The organism is Pseudomonas kilonensis, assembly GCF_001269885.1.
Taxonomy (GTDB): domain Bacteria; phylum Pseudomonadota; class Gammaproteobacteria; order Pseudomonadales; family Pseudomonadaceae; genus Aquipseudomonas; species Aquipseudomonas kilonensis.
Genome location: NZ_LHVH01000024.1, coordinates 501710 through 522892 on the forward strand (window position 1 = coordinate 501710; position 21183 = coordinate 522892).

The window sequence follows — 21183 nt, forward strand, 5'->3', positions numbered from 1 at the left end:
AATATCAGGACGTACCTGGGCAACAGAACGGGGCCAGGCTTTTCATATGCTCAAGAATGGCTTCGAGGCGGGCCACCACCGCCGGACCATCCACCTCGTAGAACATCTGCCTGCTGACCTTGGTGCCGCGGACGATACCTGCCTCTAACAGCACTTGCAGATGTCGGGAAACAACTGAACGTTCCTGGGGTAATCCTTGGGCAATTTCGGCGATATCGGCGCGCCCCAGTTGCATCACACGCTTGAGCACAGCGACACGCGAAGGCTCGCAAAGTGCCTTGAAGAAAGCGCCATCGAGCGACTCGATGGCGGCGTCAATTGCGCGGGTTCGGTGAAGGATTCGATCAGTCATGCAACCGACTATATGTGCATGCTTATGCACGCGTCAATACTCTGCAATGACATGCCCTCCCCCCAGGCAGTGCGCTTTCTGGAAGGCCTACAGCCTAGGGCGCGAGATGTCCGTACCCGGCTGCACGGGTGAAGTCGGCCAGATGCCAAATATCACCGTTCGCCCCCCAAGTACCATCGACCACATCCTGGATCTGTATTGAGGTCAGCAACTGGCGCTGATCCTCCGTTGTCAGGCTCGATTGTATTGCGCAATGCAATTCACGCACGTAGCGCTGGCGCATCGGCGCATCAAGAACGCCGGCAGGCACCTTGACGATGACAATGCATGGAACGGCCCTGGCATGAGGAGCAACGCCTCCGCACAGCCATTCATCGGCCTGAATTTCCTCAATGAGCACCCAGCACAAAGCACGCTGCTGAGGAGCATCGCCCATGTGTTCATTAAGCATTGCCACGTCGCTCACGCTTCGAAGCAGTTGTTGGCGCTGTGGCTGATTGAAAGCGCCCGTAGGCACCTTGATCAAGATGTTTGGCATGGCGAAACCTCACTGTTAACTGGAAGCGCCATTGGGCCAGTTATCTCTCCACGCCATAAGCGACCGATTCGTCTTCTTTCGGGCATAATCGGACAATGTACGATTTCACTGTTCTAGTCTTTCCCGAGTCGTTCGCCTCAAGCGTCGCGGCCACCCTGGACATCCTCGGCACCGCCGCGACACTTGCGCAGCGCCAAGGCCTTGCCGTGCCACGCTGGCGAGTTTGCGGGCCGCAGCCAGGGCTGATTACGCTAGGGCAAGGCATGCAACTGTTGGTCGACGAACTGACGACAGACGTCGAGGACAACTCCTGCTGGGTCATTCCGGGCCTTGGCATCAGCGACCTCGACGCGCTGCTGCAGCGTCTTGAGCAAGACTGGGTACTGCAGACACTGCCAGCGCTGAGGGCACATGTGAATGAAGGCAAGGAGATTGCCGCCTCGTGCTCGGCTGTCTTTCTCCTGCATGCCGCAGGATTGCTGGACGGTCGAAAGGTAACGACCTCCTGGTGGCTCGCCCCTTGGCTGTCGAGCATTGCGCCTGACTGCATCGTCGACCCCAACGTCATGGTGCTTTGCGACCCACCCTTGACGACCGCCGGCGCAGCCTTCGCGCAAACTGACCTGATGTTGCACCTGCTGCGCAGACGCCTGTCGCCGACGCTCGCCGACTATGTGGGCAAGGCTCTTCTACTCGACGGCCGACAGTTGCAATCCCCATTCATCAACCCAGCGATCATGGCCCGGGGCAATACACTGGTCGCCAACCTCACCGCTTACATAGAAGCCTGCCTGCCCCACCCTCCCAGCGTTCCGAGCCTTGCAGCGTACGTCGGCATGTCTGAGCGAACGCTGTCCCGGCACCTTCGAAAAGCAACCGGCCTTTCAACCCAATATTTGATCCAGCGTGTGCAGCTGAACAGGGCCCGCGTGCTACTGGAAACCAGCAGACACTCCGTTGAATCTATCGCCGAGCAGGTGGGATACCAGGATGCCACGGCCCTACGGCGACTTATGCGCCGCCTGTTGAACGCATCCCCAAGACAACTGCGCCAGTAGCTCAAATGAGTACCGCACGAAGCGCATCTACCTCCGCGAGCCTCTGACCAACGTGCTGGAGCTGGACTTTCCTGCTTCCACACCGCAACCGCCAGCCTGCGCGCCGCTGAAGAGCGAGAGCAACCGCACAGTCTGATGACGAGCCCTAGTCCAAACTGATCTCAATGTCTTCTGGGAATACGAGCTTTCCATACCAGCCGTGCCCGGCCGTAAGAATGGCCGTTTTTATTGGCGCTCGCTGCAATCGAATGCCTACAAGTGCTTACCAAGAGCCAATTACTGGCGCTGGTAAGCGAATATGTGCTGTACGTAATCAGCTTTCCCGAGAGGTACGCCGTTATGACGAAGGATGTTGTATGCCGTGACTAGATGAAAATAGAACTGTGGCGTGACCCAGTTCACCGCGTATTCACTGCCGGTCATATCGAACGTTATGCCATTTGGTAGCGCGATAGCGATTTGTCGCTCTGCACCTTCATCCACCTGGGCACGGTCCACCGAAGCAAGAACCGCCAGAGTACGCTCGATCAGTGCCTTCGCTGCAGCCAAGTTTTCAGGGGGAGCGAGCGATTGCAACGGCTGCTGTGTAAGCCGCAGGACCGCCTCCTGCGCCTGAGTACAAGCATACTGAACTTGTCGGGCTAGATTGTGCATATCCGGTGCAAGCCGAGCTTCAAGCAGAATCTGCGAGTCATAGCCGCGTTCACGAGCGCCAGTCTCGCCCTTAGACAAAAGAGACGATAGAGATCGCAGCATCTGTGCGAAACAGGGGATGGTAACTGAGTAGAGCGACATATCTTTTCCCTAAGTAGTCATTCAAAGCGGGCACAAGCGACCGGCCTTTCTTCCGTCCAGCGGGCTGAATGCTAGCAGATTGCTGCACTTCATCCGCCAACAGCAGCGCCCTCTTCCCCGACACCACCCGAATGCACTCTCCTCCGCGCCCAACGGCGACCAGCGGAAAGGTTCGCGAGCCCTACCCAATGACGTGGGAAGAGCAATCGATCCTCTTCGGGGAATTGCCGGCGCACCTGCAGACAATGGACTTGTTCAAGGTGAACACAGGTTGCCGCGAGCAAGAAGTCTGCAAGTTGAGATGGGATTGGGAGATTCCGGTGCCGGGACTTGGCACCAGCGTGTTCCTGATTCCGTCAGACTTCGGCGGCAGGAACGAGCGGTCGGGTGTGAAAAACGGTGATGAGAGATTGGTCGTGCTTTGAAGAGGAAGCAGGCGTGAAAAATCTAGGAGTCACACAAAAATCACGCACATGAAAAAGGCCAATGCTGTGAACATTGGCCTAAGTCATTGAAAAATATGGTCGGGACGGAGTGATTCGAACACTCGACCCCTAGCACCCCATGCTAGTGCGCTACCGGACTGCGCTACGCCCCGACTAGGCGTGAATCTTGTTCCGCTTCTCAACGGAACGCTCAGGAATATATCGCAAGCTTTTGAAAACTGGAAGTATTTAAAAGCAGAAATTTATTTCTTGAGCACCACCAGTACATCTTCGAGCTCGGCGATCATCTGGCGGATCATCTGTTTGTACTGGGTTGTATCGTCTTTGGCCTCATCACCGGAGAGGCGCAAGCGCGCTCCGCCGATGGTGAACCCCTGATCGTACAGCAGCGCGCGGATCTGCCGGATCATCAGCACGTCTTGGCGCTGATAATACCGACGGTTTCCGCGGCGCTTGACCGGGTTGAGTTGAGGAAACTCCTGCTCCCAATAGCGCAGCACGTGTGGTTTTACCGCACACAGCTCGCTGACTTCACCAATGGTGAAGTAGCGTTTGCCCGGGATGACGGGTAGTTCGTCGTTATGACTTGGTTCCAGCATAAGCCTCAACTCGGGCCTTCAACTTCTGCCCTGGACGAAAGGTGACCACACGGCGAGCCGTGATCGGGATTTCTTCTCCCGTTTTCGGATTGCGGCCAGGCCGCTGGCGTTTGTCCCGCAGGTCAAAATTGCCGAAACCGGACAATTTGACCTGTTCGTTGTCTTCCAGAGCGTGCCTGATTTCTTCGAAAAACAGTTCGACCAATTCTTTGGCCTCCCGTTTATTCAGGCCCAGCTCCTCATACAGACGTTCCGCCATCTCAGCTTTCGTCAGAGCCCCCATACGTCACTTCCTTAACGTGGCGTTCAACCTGGTTTCGAGCGAGGTGAGGATATTCTGCGTTGCGGTATTCACCTCATCGTCATTAAGAGTGCGCGATGGATGCTGCCAGGTCAAGCCAACTGCAAGGCTTTTTCTATGCGGATCAATGCCTTTACCCTGATACACGTCAAATAGCCTGAGGTCCGTCAGCCATTCGCCTGCATTTTCACGAATTACCTCCAATACAGCACTGGAAGCAACGTCACGGTCGGCCAGCAACGCAAGGTCACGACGCACTTCAGGAAAGCGCGATAACTCCTGGAATTTCGGCATTTTCCCCAGTGCCACTTCGGCCAGAACCAGCTCGAAAACGAAGACCGGACGATCAAGGCCCAGGGTTTTCGACAGTTCTGGGTGAATGGCACCGACATAGCCGACTTCACGCCCGTCTCGCTCGATGCGCGCGGTCTGCCCCGGGTGCAGCGCCGGGTGCTTGCCCGGAACGAAAGTGAATGCGTCGAGCGCGCCGGCGAAGCCCAGCACCGCTTCGACGTCAGCCTTGACGTCGAAGAAATCGACGACATCGCGACCTTGCGCCCAGCCTTCCGGCAGGCGGCTGCCACAGACGACACCGGCCAGCATCGGCTCTTGCTTCAAGCCTTCCAACTGACCGACAAAACGCAGGCCGCTTTCGAACAGACGCACGCGATCCTGCTGGCGGTTCAGGTTGTGCTGGAGCGACTTGACCAGGCCTGGCCACAGGGACGAACGCATGGCTGCCATGTCGTTGGAGATCGGGTTGGCCAGCAACAGTGGCTCGACACCCGGATTGAACAGCTCGAACTGGCGTGGATCGATGAAGCTGTAGGTGATCGCTTCCTGATACCCACGGGCCACCAGCAAGCGGCGCAGTTCTGGCAGGTCGCTGCGGGCTTCAGCCTTGGCCTGTGGGGCCAGGCGTGCTTGCGGGTAGCGAACCGGCAGGCGGTTGTAGCCGTACAAGCGGGCCAGCTCTTCGATCAGGTCGACTTCCAGGCTGATATCGAAGCGATGGCTTGGCACTTCGACGTGCCACTGCCCTGCCCCATCGGCGCTGATGTTCAGGCCCAGGGCGCTGAGCAGGCGTTCGACTTCGACCGGGTCCATTTCCATGCCCAGCATCTGGGTGATGCGCTGGGCACGCAAGGTGACCGGGGCAATCTTGGGCAGGTGCTGTTCGCTGACGGTCTCGATGATCGGGCCGGCTTCGCCACCGGTGATGTCCAGCAGCAGGCCTGTGGCGCGCTCCATGGCTTCACGGGCCAGTTGCCAGTCCACACCACGCTCGTAACGGTGCGAGGCGTCGGTGTGCAGGCCATAGGAACGGGCCTTGCCAGCGACGGCGATCTGGTCGAAGAACGCACTTTCCAGGAATACATCGCGGGTCGTGGCGGAGACGCCACTGTGCTCGCCGCCCATCACGCCGGCAATCGCCAGGGCGCGGGCGTGGTCGGCAATCACCAGGGTGTCGCTGCGCAGGGTCACTTCCTGGCCGTCGAGCAGCACCAGCTTCTCACCCTCTTCGGCCATGCGCACGCGGATGCCACCGTTGATTTCGGCGAGATCGAACGCATGCAGCGGCTGACCCAGCTCCAGCATCACATAGTTGGTGATGTCGACAGCGGCGTCGATGCTGCGCACGTCGGCGCGACGCAGGCGCTCGACCATCCACAGCGGCGTCGGCTTGGACAGATCGACGTTACGGATCACACGGCCCAGGTAACGCGGGCACGCGGCCGGCGCGAGGACTTCAATCGAACGCACTTCGTCGTGCACGGCCGGCACGCTCGCAACCACAGGACGCGTCACGGGAGCGGCATACAGCGCGCCGACTTCACGGGCCAGGCCGGCCAGGGACAGGCAATCGCCACGGTTCGGCGTCAGGTCGACCTCGATGCTCGCATCGTCCAGGCCCAGGTATTCACGGATGTCCTGGCCCACCGGCGCATCTGCCGGGAGTTCCATCAGGCCATCGTTGCCTTCGCCAATCTGCAGTTCGGCCTGGGAGCACAGCATGCCGTTGGACTCGACGCCGCGCAGCTTGGCTTTCTTGATCTTGAAGTCGCCCGGCAGTTCGGCACCGATCATGGCGAACGGAATCTTCAGACCCGGGCGCACGTTGGGCGCGCCGCAGACGACCTGGAAGGTTTGCGCGCCATTGCTGACCTGGCAAACCCGCAGTTTGTCAGCGTCTGGGTGCTGCTCGGTGCCCAGCACCTCGCCCACGACCACACCGCTGAAATCACCGGCGGCCGGCGTGACGCTATCGACCTCAAGGCCGGCCATCGACAGGCGAGCAACCAGCTCGTCCCGACTTACCTGCGGGCTTACCCAGCCGCGCAGCCATTGTTCACTGAATTTCATCCTGCTCTCCTAATAGATTCGTTACGGACTAGCGACCTAGCGAAATTGCGCAAGGAATCGCAAGTCGTTGTCGAAGAACAGGCGCAAGTCATTCACACCGTAACGCAGCATGGCCAGGCGCTCGACGCCCATGCCGAAAGCAAAGCCGGAGAACTCTTCCGGATCGATCCCGGACATACGCAGCACGTTCGGGTGAACCATGCCGCAGCCCATGACTTCCAGCCAGCCAGTCTGCTTGCAGACGCGGCAGCCTTTGCCGCTGCACATCACGCATTCCATGTCGACTTCAGCCGACGGCTCGGTGAACGGGAAGTACGAAGGGCGGAAACGCACGGCCAGTTCTTTTTCGAAGAACACCCGCAGGAACTCTTCGATCGTGCCTTTCAGGTCGGCGAAATTGATGTCGCGATCAACCAGCAGGCCTTCGACCTGGTGGAACATCGGCGAGTGGGTGATATCGGAGTCGCTGCGGTACACACGGCCTGGGCAGACGATGCGGATCGGCGGCTGTTGCGATTCCATGGTGCGGACCTGTACCGGCGAGGTATGGGTGCGCAACAGCATGTTCGCGTTGAAATAGAAGGTGTCATGCATCGACCGGGCCGGGTGATGGCCTGGGATGTTGAGCGCTTCGAAGTTGTGGTAGTCGTCTTCGACCTCAGGGCCTTCGGCAATGCCGTAGCCGATGTGGGTGAAGAACTGCTCGATGCGTTCCAGCGTCCGGGTCACCGGATGCAGGCCACCGGAAGTCTGGCCACGGCCAGGCAGGGTCACGTCGATGGACTCGGCGGCGAGCTTGGCAGCCAGATCCGCCTCCTCGAACAACGCCTTGCGCGCATTGAGGACCTCTGTGACACGCTCCTTGGCAACGTTGATCAGCGCACCGACCTGCGGACGCTCTTCGGCTGGCAGGTTCCCCAGGGTCTTCATCACCTGAGTCAACTCGCCCTTCTTGCCAAGGTAGTGAACCCGGATTTGCTCCAGGGCATTGATATCTTCAGCGCTTTGCACAGCCTCTAGTGCTTGAGCGACCAGCGCGTCCAGGTTTTCCATGTACAGACTCCAGATACGAAATAGGGGAAGAGCTTTAAGGCTCTTCCCCTATTTATGACGTTTGACACCTGGGCCCACAGATGTAGGCCCCGGTGACTGCCGGGGGTACTTAAGCCAAGGTGGCTTTAGCTTTCTCGACAATCGCAGCAAACGCCGCTTTTTCGTTCACTGCCAGATCAGCCAGAACCTTACGGTCGATCTCGATGGACGCTTTTTTCAGGCCAGCGATGAAACGGCTGTAGGACAGACCGTTAACACGAGCACCAGCATTGATACGAGCGATCCACAGAGCGCGGAACTGACGTTTTTTCTGACGACGGTCACGGTAGGCGTATTGGCCTGCCTTGATTACCGCTTGCTTGGCAACACGGAATACGCGGGAACGCGCGCCGTAGTAGCCTTTAGCAAGTTTCAGAATTTTTTTGTGACGCTTACGGGCAATGACGCCACGCTTTACACGAGCCATGAGTTACTTCCTCTATTCTTGATCCAAAAATTAACGAAGGCGCAGCATGCGCTCGACTTTTGCCACGTCAGACGGATGCAGCAAGCTGCTACCGCGCAGTTGACGCTTACGCTTGGTCGACATTTTGGTCAGGATGTGGCTCTTGAAAGCGTGCTTGTGCTTGATACCGTTAGCAGTTTTCAGAAACCGCTTAGCAGCACCACTTTTAGTCTTCATCTTTGGCATGTTCGGATACTCCGCATTCAGTTGATAAACATAATCGCAAGGCCTGCCGTGCCCTGGTGATTACTTCTTCTTTTTCGGGGCGATGACCATGATCAGCTGGCGTCCTTCCATCTTAGGATGCTGTTCGACCGAACCGTACTCGAGCAGGTCTTGTTCAACCCGCTTGAGGAGTTCCATCCCCAGCTCCTGGTGGGCCATCTCACGGCCGCGGAATCGCAAGGATACCTTGGCCCTGTCCCCATCACTCAGGAAACGTACCAGGTTGCGCAGTTTTACCTGGTAATCCCCTTCCTCCGTCCCTGGACGAAACTTGATTTCTTTTACCTGAATCTGCTTCTGGTTTTTCTTCGCCGCGGCAATCTGCTTCTTCTTCTCGAAGATCGACTTGCCGTAGTCCATCACCCGGCAAACCGGTGGGACTGCGTCTGCGGAAATTTCTACCAGATCAAGCTTGGCTTCTTCAGCAATACGAAGCGCTTCATCAATCGAGACGATGCCAATCTGCTCGCCGTCAGCGCCAATTAACCGAACCTCGCGTGCCGAGATATTCTCGTTGATCGGGGCTTTCGGTGCAGCTCGTTTATCTTGTCTCATTTCACGCTTAATAATAATTACTCCAAATCTGGGCGACCACGCCGGGAAACCGCTTGCGCGAGAAACTCAGCGAATTCGGCGACGGGCATCGAGCCCAGGTCAGCACCTTCACGAGTACGCACAGCGACAGTCTGCATCTCGACCTCCCGATCTCCGATAACCAAGAGAAAGGGAACCTTGAGCAAAGTATGCTCGCGGATTTTAAAGCCGATCTTTTCATTTCTCAAGTCGGACTTGGCACGAAATCCGCTTTGATTGAGAGTTTTTTCGACTTCGGCGGCAAAATCTGCCTGTTTATCAGTGATATTCATGATCACTGCCTGGGTCGGCGCCAGCCACGCAGGGAACGCACCCTCGTAGTGTTCGATCAGAATCCCGACGAAACGCTCGAACGAACCGAGGATCGCGCGGTGAAGCATGACCGGGTGCTTGCGACTGTTGTCTTCGGACACATATTCAGCGCCCAGACGGATCGGCAGGTTGAAATCGAGCTGCAAGGTACCACACTGCCACACACGACCGAGGCAATCTTTCAGCGAGAATTCGATCTTCGGACCGTAGAAGGCCCCCTCGCCCGGCTGCAGGTCGTACGCAAGGCCCGCGCTATCAAGGGCGGCGGCCAGGGCCGCTTCGGCGCGATCCCACAGCTCGTCGGAGCCAACGCGTTTTTCCGGACGAGTGGACAGCTTCATCTCGACTTCGGTGAAGCCGAAGTCACGATAGACGTCCATGGTCAGTTTGATGAAGGCGGCGGATTCGGCCTGCATCTGCTCTTCGGTGCAGAAGATGTGTGCATCGTCCTGAGTGAATGCACGCACGCGCATGATGCCGTGCAGCGCACCCGACGGCTCGTTGCGGTGGCAGGCACCGAACTCGGCCAGGCGCATCGGCAGTTCGCGGTAGCTCTTCAAGCCCTGGTTGAACACCTGCACGTGGCATGGGCAGTTCATCGGCTTGATGGCGTAGTCGCGGTTTTCCGACTGGGTGGTGAACATGTTGTCGGCGTAGTTGGCCCAGTGCCCGGATTTCTCCCACAGGCTGCGGTCCACCACTTGCGGCGTCTTGATTTCCAGATAGCCGTTCTCACGCTGAACCTGGCGCATGTACTGCTCGAGCACCTGGTACAGGGTCCAGCCGTTCGGGTGCCAGAACACCATGCCAGGGGACTCTTCCTGGGTATGGAACAGGCCCAGGCGCTTGCCGATCTTGCGGTGATCGCGCTTCTCGGCTTCTTCGATGCGCTGGATGTAGGCCGCCAGTTGCTTCTTGTCCGCCCAGGCAGTGCCATAGACGCGCTGCAACTGCTCGTTCTTCGCATCGCCACGCCAGTAGGCGCCGGACAGCTTGGTCAGCTTGAAGGATTTCAGGAAGCGCGTGTTCGGCACGTGCGGGCCACGGCACATGTCGACGTATTCTTCGTGGTAGTACAGGCCCATGGCCTGCTCGTCCGGCATGTCTTCCACCAGACGCAGCTTGTAGTCCTCGCCACGGGCCTTGAAGACTTCGATGACTTCGGCGCGCGGGGTGACTTTCTTGATGACGTCGTAATCTTTCTCGATCAGCTGCTGCATGCGCTGTTCGATGGCCGCCATGTCGTCCGGCGTGAAAGGACGCTCGAAGGCGATGTCGTAATAGAAGCCTTCGTCGATGACCGGACCGATGACCATCTTCGCGCTCGGGTACAGCTGCTTGACCGCATGGCCGACCAGGTGCGCGCAAGAGTGGCGAATGATCTCCAGCCCCTCTTCATCCTTTGGCGTGATGATTTGCAGCGTGGCGTCGCTGTCGATGACGTCACTGGCGTCGACCAGCTTGCCGTTGACCTTGCCGGCCAGGGTGGCCTTGGCCAGGCCCGCACCGATGGATGCGGCGACCTCGGCTACGGAAACCGGGTGATCGAATGAACGTTGACTGCCGTCGGGAAGAGTAATAGTTGGCATGGCGCCTCCTCTCCTAGTGGTGACCCCTACCAAAGGTCACGTGGGTTGGGATGAGCCAGTACAAGATCCAGTCCAGGCCATTCAATGACGAACGCCTGCCTTACAGCGGCAGGAGCCTTGCGGCCAACCGGGAAAACCGAACCAGAGTGACTGGGATTCAAATCAGGGTTATTTCGAACATTTGCCGCCGGGACGAGTTGTCATCCGCAGCCTGGAAATACCCGAGCCCGGCATGCTAGCACAGATGAACGGTCATCGCCGCGCTCGAATTGAAGCAGGCGTAAATCCAGGGTTTTTATGCCAGAGTGCTGAACTGAACCGAGCGCAACGCCTCAGATATCAAGACATCGACCCGAAAGGAGCATCTTCGCATGCGTCTCAATACCCTGTTTGCAGTAGTCGCCCCCCTCGCCCTGCTGCTTCCACTGACCGCCCATGCCGACTGGCCCAAAGGCGAGCGCGAAAAATACATGGCCCAATGCACGGAGGCGGCAACGCCCCAGATCGGCCCGGCCGCTGCCAAGGCTCATTGCGCCTGTGGCGCCGATGCGATCAAGTCCTATCCCGCCTCGGACATCCAGGCCTTGATGGACAACAAGGCCACCCCGGAGCTGCAACAAAAGGCACTGGGCCAGATCGCAAAATGCAAGGCCGACAACAAGACGAAAAAGTGAGAAAGCAGGCTTCCTGAGCGGGCCCGGCAGGGTTGAAAAACACTGATTTCAGGCTTTTTTGAACGATTTATTCAGGTTTTACAGCTTTTTTTATCGTCTTTACTTTCGGCTGAAAGCCTTTAAAACCGGGCCTTTCAGCGGGTAAAGGCAGTAAAGTAAACACGACTGATTGGCAAACAGCGCGTCTGGGGGGGTCCCAAATCGAACATTTCGACTATGATACCCGGGTGTGCCCAGTTGGCCTGAGCAGCACAGTACACTGAAAATATATGTTTCTTGGAGATACACCATGTCTAATCGCCAAACCGGCACCGTTAAATGGTTCAACGATGAAAAAGGCTTCGGCTTCATCACTCCTCAAGGTGGCGGTGACGACCTGTTCGTACACTTCAAAGCTATCGAAAGCGACGGTTTCAAAAGCCTGAAAGAAGGCCAGACCGTTTCCTTCGTGGCTGAGAAAGGCCAAAAGGGTATGCAAGCTGCACAGGTTCGCGCTGAGTAATTTCTCCGCGTACTAAAAAACCCCGTCCATGTGACGGGGTTTTTTATGGGCGATTGAAAACCGGCAATCAGCCGCAGTTCACCCGGTTGACCACCAGGTTGGCATCGGTATTGAGGTTCAGGCGATCGGAGCGGTACTCAAGCGTCACCATGTCGTTGGGCTTGAGGATCCGGGCAATCTGAGCGCCGGCTCGGGTACGGGCCTGCTCCAGCAATTGTGGCGAGGCCTGCTTGCCAATGGCGAACTCGGCGCCCTTTGCTTCGCAGCGGCTGTGACCGGTCTCGGTCGCCACGGGTTCGGGGGTCGATTCCGAGGTGCTGCTGCAACCGCTCAAGACCACGGCGGCCAACAGAGTACTCAATGACGCGAGCTTCCAAGGCATGAAGCCTCCTTTTTTCTATAGGTAAACAGAGAGCGTGCGACAACCCAAACGGCGCTTGGTTTCAACACCACAGCCGTCGGCCTGGCTCATCCGGAAACCGGCAGTTTGCCTGAGCCGCCACTGCTGTTCAGACATGAATCGTGACTGGATATGAACACCGCTCAATAAACGTCGATGTAATCGAACGGGGGATTGGGCCAGTTATCCTTCAGCGCATTGTAGATCTGCATGACCCAGACCTCGTCGCTGGCAGCGACCCGTCCGACGTATCCCGAGCCCTTGGCCCAGGTCTCGAGCCGAAACAGCAAACCATCGATGTCAGCGCCACCGACCACACCCGAGGACAAATAGGCGATACCGCCCTTGGTCACGCGCAGCTGGGTATGCTCGTCATCACTGGCCGAGGCCAGCAATTGACGAACCGCCTCTAGGGTCAGGCCATCCGGAGCGTTCAAATCGATCTGCACGGCGGGGCTCCTTTAAAAACAAAAAAAAGAGTGTCGCACAGCCCTCCTCCAATGCCTAAGTCGCAGTGCCAAACCGGGGGCAAAAATGCTTAACTCCACTTACAGCCCTCCAACTCGCGAGCCCTACCATGAGCACCGTCAGCATCGAAGCCACCATCAATGCCAAATGGTCGGAGGGCCATAGCTCCTATAGCCCGAGCAGCCCCGAGGAATTGGCAATCATCGGCATAGAATTGCTGGTGAGGGAACTGGGGACGGAGGTCGCCCGCAACTTCATCCAGCAGGCATTCGAACGCTACCCGAGCGTCGTCGACACCGTGGACTGATGCTCACGCACCCGCAGGCCCAACCTGCGGGCGCACAGCCAGGCAGGTTACTTGAGGCGCGCCAGGCGCTCGGTCAGCAGGTCGAAGAAGCCCTGGGCATCACCGTTTTCCACCCAGAACGCGTTCTTCGGCGCTTTCAGGCCATCGTACCAGTCGACGATGGTCTGCCCGAACGTCGGGCCCTCGCGACTGTCCACCACGACATTGACCGAACGGCCAGTGAACAACTGCGGCTTGAGCAGGTAGGCAATCACCGTCGCGTCATGCACCGGCCCGCCCGTCATGCCGTAGTGCTCCATGTCGCCCTTGACGTATTCGTTGAGGATATCGCCCACCAGCTTGCTGGCATTGTTGTTCAGCGCCGCGATCTGCTTCAGGCGCGCTTCGCTGGTGAGGATCTTGTGGGTCACGTCCAGCGGCAGGTACGTCAGCTTCACGCCGCTCTTGGCCACCACCTCGGCCGCCTGCGGGTCGGCGAACAGATTGAATTCCGCCACCGGCGTGATATTGCCGCCGTTGAAATGCGCACCGCCCATGATCACCACTTCCTTGATGCCCTGCACGATGTCGGGCTCCTGCACCAGCGCCAGGGCCAGGTTGGTCTGCGGGCCAAGCATGGCAATGGTGATGCTGTGGGGCTTGGCCGCCTTGAGGGTGTCGATCAGGTAGTTGACGGCATTGCCTTCGGCCAGCCCTTTCTTCGGCTCATGCACGGTGACACCCGACAGGCCTTCCTTGCCATGGATGTTTTCCGCGTAGATCGGCGTGCGCATCAACGGTTTCGGCGCCCCGGCATACACGGGCACATCTTCGCGCCCCGCCCATTCTCGCGCCAGGCGAGCGTTGCGCGAGGTCTTGTCCAGGCGCACATTGCCGGCAACGGTGGTCAGCGCGCGGATATGCAGCTCCTCGGGCGACGCCAGGGCGAACAACAGCGCCACCACGTCATCGGCCCCTGGATCGGTGTCGATGATCAGGTCGATCTTTTCCGCCGCCTGGGCGCTCGTTGCGGTGATCAATGACAAAAGCAGCAGACTCCGGATCAGTTGATGCATTTTCTGAGCATAGCGGTGCATGGCGCACTCCTTGTGCAAGGTTGAACAGGGTTAGAACGTCACTCCAGCGACCAGCACGATATTGCAGTACGGAGAGCACTCGCCTGTGCGAATGATCGCCCGCGCCTGTCGGCTGATGACCTTGAATTGTTCATGGCTGACCAGCGCCCGCTCGCCCAGCGCACCCTCGGCATGCAGCGCCTCCAGGGTCGTCAGCGCCGACGGTTGTTTATCGAGGATCTCCTCGGCCAGGACATGGCTTTCCACCTGCATTTCGCTGAGCACCACCTTCAAGGTACTGACGAAGTCAGGAATGCCATGGGTCAGGGCCAGGTCGATCAATTCGACCTGAGGCGGCACGGGCAGGCCGGCATCACCGATGACCACCTTGTCGCCATGGCCCAGGGAAGCGATCAGTCGTGACAGTGCCACATTCAACAACGGTGTCTTTTTCATGATTTGAAAGCCTGTACTTCCAGCAACGTGGGGATTGAAGGCTGCGCGCCCGCGCGGGTGACCGACAGCGCGGCGGCGGCCTGGCCGAAACGAATCGCGTCGACCTCGCTTTTGCCGCTCGCCAGGGCTGCCGCGAAACCGCCGACAAAGGTGTCTCCGGCCGCCGTGGTGTCCACGGCCTTGACCCGCGGGGCCGGGAAGTGCTCGAAGCGGGCACCGTTGGCGAACACCAGCCCCTGGGCACCCAGGGTCACGATCACCTTGCCAGAGCCGGCGGCGATCAGATGCGCCGCGGCGGCTTCGGCGCTTTCCAGGGAATCCACCGCCAGCCCGCTCAAGACCGCTGCTTCGCTTTCATTGGGAATCAGGTAGTCGATGCAGGCGTACCAGTCGGCCGGCAACGTCCGGGAGGCTGGCGCCGGGTTGAGGATGACGATTTTGCCCAACTCACGAGCGCGCTTGAGGGCGTGGCCGACAGTGGCATCCGGCACTTCGAGCTGGCAGATGATGACATCAGCGCCTTGCAGCACTTCATCGACACGGTCCAGGACCTCGGCGGTGAGCGCGCCGTTGGCACCGGCAACGATAACGATCGCATTCTGGCTGTTGTCGTCGACGACGATCAGCGCCACGCCGCTGGCCCCCTCCACCACGCTGACCGCCTGGCAGTCGATGCCCTCGGCCAACAGCCCGCCACGCAATTGTTCGCCGTAGGCATCATTGCCCACGCAACCGACCATCGATACCTGCGCCCCCAGGCGCGCGGCGGCCACCGCCTGGTTGGCACCCTTGCCGCCCGGGATGGTTGCGAACGACTCGCCGATCAGTGTTTCACCACCGCGCGGCAGACGCGGCGCCCGGGTCACCAGGTCCATGTTCAGGCTGCCTATTACCACTACTTTTGCTGGCATACATCACTACTCATCAATTCGGTTCAGCGGTATTGGGCGAATGTACCGGACAGCGGCGCAGTCGACTCCCGCAGGACAATACTCGGCGTCACAATCCGCTGGTCGGTGGCAAGGCTCGGTGTCGCGATACGCAGCAGCAGCACTTCGGCCGCCATCTCGCCGAGCTGCAGGATCGACTGCCCGACCGTGGTCAACGCCGGGTAGACATAACGGCTCATCTGGATGTCATCGAAACCGATGACCGACAGTTCGCTGGGCACGCGCACGTTGCGTTCAGCGGCGGCGCGCAACACACCGATACCGATCATGTCGTTGGCCGCAAAAATCGCGCTTGGCGGCTGCTGTTCAAGCAGTTGCGCGGCGGCGCGGTAGCCACCGGTACTGGTGAAATCGCTCTCGAGCATGCGCCCGACGGGCAGCTCGATCCCAGCCTCTTTCAGCGCACGGCAGTATCCGGCCAGACGCATTTGCGCCACGCTGGTATTGGCCGGGCCACCGATAAAGGCGATATCGCGATGGCCCAGCTCCAGCAGGTGCCGGGTCGCCAGGTAGGCGCCGTATTCATGATCGATACGCACCAGGTCTGCGTCGACGCCATCGAGCCCGCGGTCGACGATCACCATGGGCGTGCGCACGTTGGCCAGCCCCTCGGCCAGGCCGACATCGCCGCCGGCGGACGCGAAAATCAGGCCATCGATGCGTTTTTCCAACAGCACCCGCAGGTAGCTGCGTTGCTTGTCCGGGTTGTCGTCGGAGTTGCACAGGATCACGCAGTAGCCGTTGCGCTCACAATAATCCTCGATGCCCCGGGCCAACTCGGCAAAGTAAGGGTTGAGGCTGTTGGGCACCAGCAGGCCGATGGTCGCCGTGGTCTTGGCCTTGAGCGAGCGGGCCACGGCGCTGGGCACGTAGTCCAGGCGTTCGATGGCCGCTTCGACCTTGAGTCGCACTTCCTCGCTGACCGGCCGCGTCTTGTTCACCACGTGGGACACGGTGGTGTAGGAAATTCCAGCGAGCGCTGCTACATCCTTGATCGTCGCCATGGTTCAGCCCCGCCGACTGGCGCGCTGGCTGCGATAGGTATCGAGCACGACCGCCACCACGATCACCGCGCCAGTAATGATGCGTTTGGTCGGCTCAGTGGCGCCGATTTGCGCCAGGCCCGCCGCCAGCACGGAGATAATCAGCACGCCAAAGAAGGTGCTGATGACCGAACCGCGGCCACCCATCAGGCTGGTGCCACCGATGACCACGGCAGCGATGACTTGCAGCTCAAGCCCCGAACCGGCGTTCGGATCCGCCGCCTCCAGACGCGAAATCTGGAACAGCGCGGCCACACCGGCCAGCAAGCCCATCAGGCTGAACACCAGGATCTTGTAAGGCTTGGGATTGATACCCGCCAGGCGCACGGCCTCTTCATTGGTGCCGATGCCGATCAGGTAGCGGCCGAACACCGTACGGGTCAGCACCGCCTGGGCAATGAAGATCACCAGCAAGGCGATGATGAACGAAGGCGAGATACCAAAGGCGATGGGGTTGGACAACCAGGCGAACGAGTCGCCGATGTAGGCAGTCCGCGAGCCGGTCATCTGGTACGCCAGGCCCCGGGCCATCTCCAGTACGCCGAGGGAGACGATGAACGATGGAATCCGCCACGCCACGGTAATCGAACCAGTGACCGTACCCGCCAGCGCCGCCACGGCCATGCCGAGCAAGGCCGATGGCCAGACGCTCCAGCCCCAGCCAAGCACGGCCACGCTGACCGTCGATGCGGCCAGCGCCAGCACCGACCCCACCGACAGGTCGATGCCACCAATGATCAGGATGAACGTCATGCCGACCGCCAGCACCATGAGGTCCGGAATCTGGTTGGCCAAGGTGCTGAAGGTGTCATAGGACAAAAAATGGCTGCTCAGGGCCGAGAACAGCGCGATCATGGCCAGCAGCGCGCCAGCCAGGCCCAGGTAGGTCCCGAGGCCATAGAAATTGCCACTCGATTTGCCGACGGCAGATGCGGTTTTCATGAAAAATCCCTAGGCGCTGCTTCGTTGAGCAACGCATCACGTTTCTGGTAGCCGGCGAATGCGGCGGCAAGCAAGTCATCCTGGGTCCAGCTGTCGCGCTCGAAGGTGTCGATCAAGCGTCCGGCGGACAGCACGCCGATCCGGTCACAGATCAACATCAGCTCCCGCAGGTCACTGGACACCACGACCAGCGCCTTGCCCTGGCGAGTCAGCTCGCCGAGCAGCGCATAGATGTCGAATTTGGCGCCGACGTCGATGCCACGGGTCGGTTCGTCGAACAGCATGACCGCGCAATCGCGTTCGAGCCAACGCCCGATCACCACTTTCTGCTGGTTGCCGCCCGACAACTCGGACACCAACTGGGTCGGGCTGGAACTGCGGATACGCATGGCGTCGACCTGCCGCTGCGCCAAGGCCAGTTCGGCGCTGCCATTGACCAGGCCGGCGCGGGAAATCTCCGGCATGTTGCCCAGGGCAATGTTGGCGGCGATGGATTGGGTCAGCAGCAGGCCTTCACCCTTGCGGTCTTCGGTGATCAACGCAATGCCATGGGCCACCGCATCGGACGGGGAGCGAATGCTCACGACCTGGGCCGGCGAACCCAGCGCCACCGTGCCACTGTCAGCGGTATCGGCACCGAAGATCAGCCGCAACAGTTCGGTGCGCCCTGCCCCGATCAGACCGGAGATGCCGAAGATCTCGCCACTGCGCACTTCAAAGGACACGTCGCGGACCTTGTCGGAGCGTGTCAGGCCTTTAACGGTCAGCGCCGGCGCGCCGATCTGGCGTGGGCCCAGGTCGATATGCTCGCCCAGCTCCCGGCCAACCATCAGGGTCACCAGTTGCTCGCTGTCGTAGTTGGCCATCGGCTCGACGCAGACCAGGTTGCCATCACGCAGCACGGCAATGCGCTGGGCGACCCGCGCCAGTTCTTCGAGGCGATGGGAAATGTAGATGATCGACACGCCGCGGGCCTGCAAGCGGGTGATCTGCTCAAAGAGCATTTCGACTTCGCGGGCCGTGAGCATGGCGGTCGGCTCATCGAGAATCAGCACATGGCAATCGCCAATCAGGTTGCGGGCGATCTCGACCATCTGCTGGTGACCGATCCCCAGCTCGCCAACCAGCGTGTCGGGATCGATTGCATCGAGCCCCACCTGGGCCATGGCCTCGATGGCCGCCTTGCGCAATTGCTTGCGACTGATCCAGCCGCCGTGGCTGGGCAGGTTGTCGAGAAACAGGTTTTCGGCCACGGAAAGGGTTGGCAGCAGGTTGAGTTCCTGCATCACCATGCGCACGCCCAGCTCTTCAGCCTGGGTCCGGCTGCCAGGGCGATAATCCTGACCTTGAAATTGCATCTGCCCGGTCGTCGGCGTCACCAGCCCGCCGATGATCTTGGACAAGGTGCTTTTGCCGGCGCCATTTTCGCCGGTCAGCGCCAGCACTTCACCGCGCATCAACGTCAGGTTGATGTCGGTCAGTACCGGTTGGGCATAGGTCTTGCCGATACCGCTGACGCACAGGACAGCGTTCGGGTCGCGAACGGACATAACAAACTCTCCAATGCGCTCGCCCGGAGGGGCGAGCACCGTTGTGTCGCCAGGATAACTACTTGGTCACCAGCTCGACCGGAGTTTCGATAACGCCGTGGGTGCCGCTGTCGACTTTTTCGCCCTTGAGCATCTTCAAGGCCGTCTCGATGCCGAAGACCGCTTGCTTGGCGGCGAACTGGTCGGCCGTCGCCAGGACACGACCGTCCTTGAGCATCGGCTTGATGGCATTGATGTTGTCGTAGCCGACCACCTGCACCTTGCCCGCCTTGCCCGCCGCGCGCACGGCCGACACAGCGCCGACCGCCATGCTGTCGTTACCGGCCAGCAGTGCCTTGATGTTCGGGTATTCGCTGAGCATCGACGCGGCAACCTGGTTGCCCTTGTTGATTTCCCAGTCGCCCGATTGCAGGGAAACGACCTTGACCTGTGCCGCTTCCATCGCATCCTTGAAGCCCGCAGTGCGTGCCTGGGCATTGGTGGTGGTGGACACGCCTTCGATGATGCCGACTTCGTCACCGGCCTTGAGTTGCTTGGCCAGGTACTCGCCCACCAGGCGCGCACCCTTGCGGTTGTCCGGGCCTACGAACGGCACGTTGATGTTCTTGCTTTTGACCACGGCCGGATCGAGCTGGTTATCGATGTTGATCACGGTGATGCCAGCGTCGACGGCTTTCTTGATCACCGGCACCATGGCCTTGGAGTCCGCTGGCGCGATGATCAGGGCATCGACCTTGGACACGATCATCTGCTCGACGATGCGGATCTGGTTGGCGGTGTCGGTTTCATCCTTGATCCCGTTGGAGATCAGATCGAAATCGGCGGAGTGTTCCTTCTGATACGCCTTGGCGCCGTCTTCCATGGTCAGGAAGAACTCGTTGGCCAGGGATTTCATGACCAGGGCGACCTTGGGTTTTTCTGTGGTCTGGGCGAATGCCGAGGAGATAGGCAGCGCAGCGGATGCGGCCGCGAGCATGGCAACAGCGAGAAGGCGTCCAGCGAATGGCAACTTCATGGGTTCACTCCGATCTTATGATTATTGTGAGCAAATCAATGCACGGAACGCCGCGCAAACGTTTGCGTGAAGTGAACTATGGTAAGGCTTCGGGGATTTGTCAACGTTGCGGTTTGATCCGCAACGTCGCGGCTCAACGTCCAAGCTCAGGCCGTCGTATTGACCACCGTACCCGAACTGGCGCCCTTTGCCAGCTCCGTGACCAAACGGCCGGTGACCTCCAGCAACGCACCACTGGTGTCGGCGACCTGTCCCTGAATCGCCATGACCGCCGAGGTCTTGGCTTCCGGGGTTGGATAGGTCTGCGCCTGTGCGGCGGCCAGTTGTTGCTGCTGCTCCCTGAGCTGTTGCTGAAGCTCTTGCATCCGCTTGAGCAAAATCTGGACGGCAATGCTCTGGGTGCTGCCGCTCTCTTGCGCCTGATCGGTCGCTTCAGCGCCCGTACCCGTACGGACCTGGCCGGGCGTTGGCGTCTCGCCAAGGGCCTCATCGGCGGCCTCGGTACTCGCCTCGTTCAAGGCCTTCAGGGTGGCTGCGGACTGACCGCCAATGGTCACGGCCGCCGCATTGGGAAAGCCGATAGAAAACGACATGACAAAACTCCATGGATGGGATTCCTACGCAGGACATCGCCCGCCGAGGCAATTTCTTTAGCGCTCGCGCAAATCCGCCACAGGCCAGAGCGGTTGAGCCACCCGTTTATTCCAGACAATAAAAAATTCCTTTCTCCTACACCAAAACGAAAAAAGCGCTGTCAGACGATTTTCTTGAATTTTAAGTAGTTGCGTAAACGCCTACGGTTAAATACTGTATGCACGTACAGCTTAATAAGGATAATCCTGTGGCCCCGCCCTCCGCTGCAACTACCCCCTTAGATTCCTATACACGACTCGGCCTGCGGGTCTCGAAAATCATCAACGCCCCCACCGCGCAAAAAGCCAAGGCAGCCCTGATCTTCCGTCTTCCCGACGAGCCGGTGGATGAGTGGGAGCGCCTGCTGGAAGAAATCGACGAGAACGACAACGTAACCCTCGCCTATCGCGACGATGGTGGTGTGCAGGTTTTCTGGGTTGTGCCGAAGGAAGATTGA

General features: G+C 59.5%; 26 protein-coding genes, 1 tRNA gene and 1 pseudogene. 6 read left to right on the forward strand and 22 right to left on the reverse strand.

The window, feature by feature from the left end:
* Positions 1–4 precede the first annotated feature (4 nt).
* The gene (locus AD662_RS18560) at positions 5–352 is read right to left on the reverse strand and encodes an ArsR/SmtB family transcription factor (RefSeq protein ID WP_018609130.1); all 348 of its coding nucleotides are present in this window, start codon (positions 350–352) and stop codon (positions 5–7) included.
* Between the two features lie 94 nt (positions 353–446).
* Positions 447–890 (reverse strand): tautomerase family protein, encoded by a 444-nt coding sequence (locus AD662_RS18565; RefSeq protein WP_018609128.1) that lies wholly within the window; start codon positions 888–890, stop codon positions 447–449.
* Between the two features lie 95 nt (positions 891–985).
* On the opposite strand from AD662_RS18565, the gene AD662_RS18570 reads away from it, so the two are divergent.
* The gene (locus AD662_RS18570; protein WP_018609127.1) at positions 986–1948 is read left to right on the forward strand and encodes a GlxA family transcriptional regulator; all 963 of its coding nucleotides are present in this window, start codon (positions 986–988) and stop codon (positions 1946–1948) included.
* Between the two features lie 276 nt (positions 1949–2224).
* Here AD662_RS18570 and AD662_RS18575 read toward each other — a convergent pair whose 3' ends face one another.
* A complete protein-coding gene (locus tag AD662_RS18575; protein WP_053189359.1) occupies positions 2225–2743 on the reverse strand; it encodes a DUF1993 domain-containing protein in 519 nt (172 codons plus the stop codon).
* Positions 2744–2916: 173 nt separating this feature from the next.
* Here AD662_RS18575 and AD662_RS18580 point away from each other — a divergent pair.
* Positions 2917–3165, forward strand: a pseudogene (locus AD662_RS18580) (tyrosine-type recombinase/integrase); the annotation flags it as partial.
* 99 nt (positions 3166–3264) lie between these two features.
* Here AD662_RS18580 and AD662_RS18585 read toward each other — a convergent pair.
* From AD662_RS18585 to thrS, 9 genes are all read right to left on the reverse strand, one after another.
* Positions 3265–3341: transfer RNA gene (locus tag AD662_RS18585), tRNA-Pro, on the reverse strand.
* A 90-nt stretch (positions 3342–3431) separates the two neighbouring features.
* On the reverse strand, positions 3432–3788 hold the full coding sequence (locus tag AD662_RS18590) for a MerR family transcriptional regulator (RefSeq protein ID WP_003179985.1): 357 nt from the start codon (positions 3786–3788) through the stop codon (positions 3432–3434).
* Positions 3769–4071: an integration host factor subunit alpha gene (gene ihfA, locus AD662_RS18595; RefSeq protein ID WP_002553164.1), complete on the reverse strand. Its 303-nt coding sequence runs from the start codon at positions 4069–4071 to the stop codon at positions 3769–3771. Before ihfA ends, AD662_RS18590 begins: the two co-directional genes overlap by 20 nt.
* Before the next feature lie 3 nt (positions 4072–4074).
* Positions 4075–6453 carry a phenylalanine--tRNA ligase subunit beta gene (gene pheT / locus AD662_RS18600; protein ID WP_053180549.1) on the reverse strand — a complete coding sequence of 793 codons (2379 nt, stop codon included), beginning with the start codon at positions 6451–6453 and terminating at the stop codon, positions 4075–4077.
* Between the two features lie 36 nt (positions 6454–6489).
* Positions 6490–7506 (reverse strand): phenylalanine--tRNA ligase subunit alpha, encoded by a 1017-nt coding sequence (gene pheS, locus AD662_RS18605; RefSeq protein ID WP_003203624.1) that lies wholly within the window; start codon positions 7504–7506, stop codon positions 6490–6492.
* Between the two features lie 109 nt (positions 7507–7615).
* Positions 7616–7972, reverse strand: coding sequence for a 50S ribosomal protein L20 (rplT, locus tag AD662_RS18610; RefSeq protein ID WP_002553161.1), 357 nt, complete (start codon positions 7970–7972; stop codon positions 7616–7618).
* Between the two features lie 30 nt (positions 7973–8002).
* Positions 8003–8197, reverse strand: coding sequence for a 50S ribosomal protein L35 (gene rpmI / locus AD662_RS18615; protein ID WP_002553160.1), 195 nt, complete (start codon positions 8195–8197; stop codon positions 8003–8005).
* Between the two features lie 60 nt (positions 8198–8257).
* Positions 8258–8809, reverse strand: a complete 552-nt coding sequence (gene infC, locus AD662_RS18620; protein WP_169432615.1) for a translation initiation factor IF-3 — start codon at positions 8807–8809, stop codon at positions 8258–8260.
* The gene (gene thrS / locus AD662_RS18625; RefSeq protein WP_014337550.1) at positions 8809–10731 is read right to left on the reverse strand and encodes a threonine--tRNA ligase; all 1923 of its coding nucleotides are present in this window, start codon (positions 10729–10731) and stop codon (positions 8809–8811) included. The genes infC and thrS overlap by 1 nt, the downstream gene beginning before the upstream one ends.
* A 371-nt stretch (positions 10732–11102) precedes the next feature.
* On the opposite strand from thrS, the gene AD662_RS18630 reads away from it, so the two are divergent.
* Positions 11103–11405 carry a hypothetical protein gene (locus AD662_RS18630; protein WP_018608945.1) on the forward strand — a complete coding sequence of 101 codons (303 nt, stop codon included), beginning with the start codon at positions 11103–11105 and terminating at the stop codon, positions 11403–11405.
* 289 nt (positions 11406–11694) lie between these two features.
* Positions 11695–11907 carry a cold-shock protein gene (locus tag AD662_RS18635; RefSeq protein ID WP_007905882.1) on the forward strand — a complete coding sequence of 71 codons (213 nt, stop codon included), beginning with the start codon at positions 11695–11697 and terminating at the stop codon, positions 11905–11907.
* Positions 11908–11974: 67 nt separating this feature from the next.
* Here AD662_RS18635 and AD662_RS18640 read toward each other — a convergent pair whose 3' ends face one another.
* Together AD662_RS18640 and AD662_RS18645 are read right to left on the reverse strand one after the other, a co-directional pair.
* Positions 11975–12289, reverse strand: a complete 315-nt coding sequence (locus tag AD662_RS18640; RefSeq protein WP_003203630.1) for an I78 family peptidase inhibitor — start codon at positions 12287–12289, stop codon at positions 11975–11977.
* Between the two features lie 161 nt (positions 12290–12450).
* Positions 12451–12756: a hypothetical protein gene (locus tag AD662_RS18645; RefSeq protein ID WP_003203632.1), complete on the reverse strand. Its 306-nt coding sequence runs from the start codon at positions 12754–12756 to the stop codon at positions 12451–12453.
* A 128-nt stretch (positions 12757–12884) separates the two neighbouring features.
* Here AD662_RS18645 and AD662_RS18650 point away from each other — a divergent pair, with 128 nt between their 5' ends.
* The gene (locus tag AD662_RS18650) at positions 12885–13082 is read left to right on the forward strand and encodes a hypothetical protein (protein ID WP_018608935.1); all 198 of its coding nucleotides are present in this window, start codon (positions 12885–12887) and stop codon (positions 13080–13082) included.
* A gap of 47 nt (positions 13083–13129) precedes the next feature.
* Here AD662_RS18650 and AD662_RS18655 read toward each other — a convergent pair whose 3' ends face one another.
* From AD662_RS18655 to AD662_RS18690, 8 genes are all read right to left on the reverse strand, one after another.
* Positions 13130–14158, reverse strand: coding sequence for a nucleoside hydrolase (locus AD662_RS18655; protein WP_003203636.1), 1029 nt, complete (start codon positions 14156–14158; stop codon positions 13130–13132).
* A gap of 30 nt (positions 14159–14188) precedes the next feature.
* Positions 14189–14593, reverse strand: a complete 405-nt coding sequence (gene rbsD / locus AD662_RS18660; RefSeq protein WP_053180551.1) for a D-ribose pyranase — start codon at positions 14591–14593, stop codon at positions 14189–14191.
* Complete coding sequence (gene rbsK, locus AD662_RS18665; protein WP_053189361.1) at positions 14590–15504, reverse strand: ribokinase; 915 nt, start codon at positions 15502–15504, stop codon at positions 14590–14592. Before rbsK ends, rbsD begins: the two co-directional genes overlap by 4 nt.
* A 23-nt stretch (positions 15505–15527) precedes the next feature.
* Positions 15528–16547 carry a LacI family DNA-binding transcriptional regulator gene (locus AD662_RS18670; protein ID WP_053189363.1) on the reverse strand — a complete coding sequence of 340 codons (1020 nt, stop codon included), beginning with the start codon at positions 16545–16547 and terminating at the stop codon, positions 15528–15530.
* 3 nt (positions 16548–16550) lie between these two features.
* Entirely contained in the window at positions 16551–17528 is a 978-nt protein-coding gene (locus AD662_RS18675) for an ABC transporter permease (RefSeq protein WP_018608928.1), read from the reverse strand.
* Entirely contained in the window at positions 17525–19078 is a 1554-nt protein-coding gene (locus tag AD662_RS18680; protein WP_018608927.1) for a sugar ABC transporter ATP-binding protein, read from the reverse strand. Before AD662_RS18680 ends, AD662_RS18675 begins: the two co-directional genes overlap by 4 nt.
* 58 nt (positions 19079–19136) lie before the next feature.
* The gene (locus AD662_RS18685; protein WP_018608925.1) at positions 19137–20093 is read right to left on the reverse strand and encodes a sugar ABC transporter substrate-binding protein; all 957 of its coding nucleotides are present in this window, start codon (positions 20091–20093) and stop codon (positions 19137–19139) included.
* 146 nt (positions 20094–20239) lie between these two features.
* A complete protein-coding gene (locus tag AD662_RS18690; RefSeq protein ID WP_018608922.1) occupies positions 20240–20686 on the reverse strand; it encodes a hypothetical protein in 447 nt (148 codons plus the stop codon).
* 218 nt (positions 20687–20904) lie between these two features.
* Here AD662_RS18690 and AD662_RS18695 point away from each other — a divergent pair, with 218 nt between their 5' ends.
* On the forward strand, positions 20905–21183 hold the full coding sequence (locus AD662_RS18695) for a DUF1654 domain-containing protein (RefSeq protein WP_033033092.1): 279 nt from the start codon (positions 20905–20907) through the stop codon (positions 21181–21183).

Excerpts from the sequence above, each read along its gene's own strand:
- AD662_RS18560 (WP_018609130.1), bottom strand. The coding sequence starts at position 352 with ATGACTGATCGAATCCTTCACCGAACCCGCGCAATTGACGCCGCCATC.
- AD662_RS18565 (WP_018609128.1), bottom strand. The coding sequence starts at position 890 with ATGCCAAACATCTTGATCAAGGTGCCTACGGGCGCTTTCAATCAGCCA.
- AD662_RS18570 (WP_018609127.1), top strand. The coding sequence starts at position 986 with ATGTACGATTTCACTGTTCTAGTCTTTCCCGAGTCGTTCGCCTCAAGC.
- AD662_RS18575 (WP_053189359.1), bottom strand. The coding sequence starts at position 2,743 with ATGTCGCTCTACTCAGTTACCATCCCCTGTTTCGCACAGATGCTGCGA.
- AD662_RS18590 (WP_003179985.1), bottom strand. The coding sequence starts at position 3,788 with ATGCTGGAACCAAGTCATAACGACGAACTACCCGTCATCCCGGGCAAA.
- ihfA (WP_002553164.1), bottom strand. The coding sequence starts at position 4,071 with ATGGGGGCTCTGACGAAAGCTGAGATGGCGGAACGTCTGTATGAGGAG.
- pheT (WP_053180549.1), bottom strand. The coding sequence starts at position 6,453 with ATGAAATTCAGTGAACAATGGCTGCGCGGCTGGGTAAGCCCGCAGGTA.
- pheS (WP_003203624.1), bottom strand. The coding sequence starts at position 7,506 with ATGGAAAACCTGGACGCGCTGGTCGCTCAAGCACTAGAGGCTGTGCAA.
- rplT (WP_002553161.1), bottom strand. The coding sequence starts at position 7,972 with ATGGCTCGTGTAAAGCGTGGCGTCATTGCCCGTAAGCGTCACAAAAAA.
- rpmI (WP_002553160.1), bottom strand. The coding sequence starts at position 8,197 with ATGCCAAAGATGAAGACTAAAAGTGGTGCTGCTAAGCGGTTTCTGAAA.
- thrS (WP_014337550.1), bottom strand. The coding sequence starts at position 10,731 with ATGCCAACTATTACTCTTCCCGACGGCAGTCAACGTTCATTCGATCAC.
- AD662_RS18630 (WP_018608945.1), top strand. The coding sequence starts at position 11,103 with ATGCGTCTCAATACCCTGTTTGCAGTAGTCGCCCCCCTCGCCCTGCTG.
- AD662_RS18635 (WP_007905882.1), top strand. The coding sequence starts at position 11,695 with ATGTCTAATCGCCAAACCGGCACCGTTAAATGGTTCAACGATGAAAAA.
- AD662_RS18640 (WP_003203630.1), bottom strand. The coding sequence starts at position 12,289 with ATGCCTTGGAAGCTCGCGTCATTGAGTACTCTGTTGGCCGCCGTGGTC.
- AD662_RS18650 (WP_018608935.1), top strand. The coding sequence starts at position 12,885 with ATGAGCACCGTCAGCATCGAAGCCACCATCAATGCCAAATGGTCGGAG.
- AD662_RS18655 (WP_003203636.1), bottom strand. The coding sequence starts at position 14,158 with ATGCACCGCTATGCTCAGAAAATGCATCAACTGATCCGGAGTCTGCTG.
- rbsD (WP_053180551.1), bottom strand. The coding sequence starts at position 14,593 with ATGAAAAAGACACCGTTGTTGAATGTGGCACTGTCACGACTGATCGCT.
- rbsK (WP_053189361.1), bottom strand. The coding sequence starts at position 15,504 with ATGCCAGCAAAAGTAGTGGTAATAGGCAGCCTGAACATGGACCTGGTG.
- AD662_RS18670 (WP_053189363.1), bottom strand. The coding sequence starts at position 16,547 with ATGGCGACGATCAAGGATGTAGCAGCGCTCGCTGGAATTTCCTACACC.
- AD662_RS18675 (WP_018608928.1), bottom strand. The coding sequence starts at position 17,528 with ATGAAAACCGCATCTGCCGTCGGCAAATCGAGTGGCAATTTCTATGGC.
- AD662_RS18680 (WP_018608927.1), bottom strand. The coding sequence starts at position 19,078 with ATGTCCGTTCGCGACCCGAACGCTGTCCTGTGCGTCAGCGGTATCGGC.
- AD662_RS18685 (WP_018608925.1), bottom strand. The coding sequence starts at position 20,093 with ATGAAGTTGCCATTCGCTGGACGCCTTCTCGCTGTTGCCATGCTCGCG.
- AD662_RS18690 (WP_018608922.1), bottom strand. The coding sequence starts at position 20,686 with ATGTCGTTTTCTATCGGCTTTCCCAATGCGGCGGCCGTGACCATTGGC.
- AD662_RS18695 (WP_033033092.1), top strand. The coding sequence starts at position 20,905 with ATGCACGTACAGCTTAATAAGGATAATCCTGTGGCCCCGCCCTCCGCT.